Origin of the sequence: Paenibacillus elgii NBRC 100335 (assembly GCF_004000865.1) — a bacterium.
GTDB classification, from domain to species: domain Bacteria; phylum Bacillota; class Bacilli; order Paenibacillales; family NBRC-103111; genus Paenibacillus_G; species Paenibacillus_G elgii.
In genome coordinates, this window is the sequence record NZ_BIMB01000129.1 from 1 (window position 1) to 2,004 (window position 2,004).

The 2,004-nt window shown below is 40.1% G+C and carries 3 protein-coding genes; all 3 read right to left on the reverse strand.

Annotation, left to right across the window (positions count from 1 at the left end; translation table 11 throughout):
• Positions 1-222 (reverse strand): phage lytic cycle repressor MrpR family protein (locus tag PEL01S_RS35015; RefSeq protein WP_443093775.1); only part of this gene is annotated, 222 nt, incomplete at its 3' end.
• A gap of 208 nt (positions 223-430) precedes the next feature.
• Positions 431-763 (reverse strand): hypothetical protein, encoded by a 333-nt coding sequence (locus tag PEL01S_RS34145; protein WP_255320203.1) that lies wholly within the window; start codon positions 761-763, stop codon positions 431-433.
• Positions 764-812: 49 nt separating this feature from the next.
• On the reverse strand, positions 813-2,004 hold a 1,192-nt coding region (locus PEL01S_RS35530; RefSeq protein ID WP_174807056.1), incomplete at its 5' end, for a polymorphic toxin-type HINT domain-containing protein.

Below are 2,004 nucleotides of genomic sequence, written 5' to 3' on the forward strand. Positions count from 1 at the left end.
GAAGATACACGAAGTCGAATTTCTGGAGGATGCTTCGGTTGCAGGTTTTAATTTTTTTAATACGGCTTCTACTTGTTCCAGTGTAAAGTTTGACATGTCTGTGCCGTATTCTTCCTCTAAACTTTGGGAGAATCGAAAAATCCTTGCAAATATCTTTTGAGAACCTACACCGTATCTCATTAAAAATTTTGACTTCATAGCCTCGTTATAAAATTCGCTCACAAACAACACCTCTGAGATGAAGTATACATGAGTCTATTTTAATAATCAAATAATAATATATCATTTCAATGATTATCTGCCGCGCAAACATTTTAATTGATTTTTCGTTTGAGGGGTGGGCGAACGTAACAAGTGAAAACTAAGCATTCGGCACTGGGTGGGGGTAAAAGAAAAACCTTGAGGATTGCCGCCCTCAAGGTCAATAAGACTAATCTTTTTTTAGTTTACTTCGGAGCATGTATTCTTCGTATGCTTCTTGTATCTTTTCTTTGCAAACCTCTTTCCATAGTTCCTTTAACTCCATATCCTTACTCTCAGAATAAATTTCCGGCTCCATTTCCCCACCAAATCCTATCCAAGCGTCATCTTCTACATCTCCACTGTCACCCGAAAAGGCTATTTCATGCGGAGCAGGAGCGTGCCCAACATACGGACAATTGTTTTTCAAGCAATGATAACCAGGATTTTTAACTCCATATTTGCAGTACTTAGGAACAGTCCCAACTTCTTGACTCTCATCTAGACCATACAAACAGTGCACTTCTACGATAACATGATTAAATGGAATAACAATCTCCTCCCTTTCTTATTTATTTCTGATGCTTCAAATCAATTTCAGTAATATTTACTTTACCATCTTCAATTTTGAAGTAAATTCTCGCATTTCCGCGCCCTTGTCCAAAACCCTTGAAATCCGCTGACATTAACCCTTTCTTATCACCAGTTAATGCGTGAACATTCAATCCTGTATAGTCTCCGCTTGCTAGCTGTGTTTTTATATTCTCGAAACTCTCCTGTTGTTTGGTACTTAAACTCTTTAACTGATTTGTTACATTCTTTTCCTCAACAACCGTGTTCAATGGACAATTCGTATTATGCACCCAAATCCCAAGGTCACTGACAAAGTAGGTATGGAACTCATCAACCGTCATGTTGTAAACGATGGCGTGCTTGCGTTCCAGTTCGATGCTGTTTACCTTGATTGTATTCCCATCACTCTGAACAAGCAAGTCACCTGCTTTGAGGTCCTTGACGAACGTCCACCCTTTATCTTTCACGTAGAACGGATGATTAAATGTCGCTTCAATTGTTTGGTCGCTCACATGGATGTTGTAAATCTCATCCGTCTCGTGATTGAAGGTTGCAGTAACCTCTTTATATGCTACCTCGCCAGTCGTTTCATCTTTCGAGAGAACCTTATCTCCGACTTTAATGTCTTCGATATTTTTCTCCCCTTCGTCTGTTAGTACCTTGGTCCCGGCTGTAAAACAGTTACATCCAATATTCTTTAAAGCCTTCCAGTTATCGGCAGTATATTCTGCTGTCCTTTCTATTTCTCTTCCCTTTGAGGCTAGCTTGACAACAATTTTTCCTCCTGTAATAACCTTTCCTACAGGGATAAATCCTGCCGCGGCCAAAGTTTTATCAAATGTGGAGACATTAGGATCCGCAATCGTATTAATGTCATCTACAGCTAGTGAGCCAGCTACTTCCCATGTTTTTAATATGCCTGTTGTTATATCGCTGTATATCTGCGGAGTTGAGTTATAACCCATATAACATGGCCCATAGCAACCCTCACCATAGATTTCATGACCGCTTGGATCCGTATACCTTAACGGATTGTTATGCACATACGTATAAAGATTCAAACTCAGCGGATTGTTTATATCCACTTCATTAGTATCCTGACTCATAAACCGGCCTACACTTGGATCATACCATCTTGCCCGCAAATATTGAAGGTGTGCGCTGTTGTCCCAGAACTCCCCGCTGTAGCGA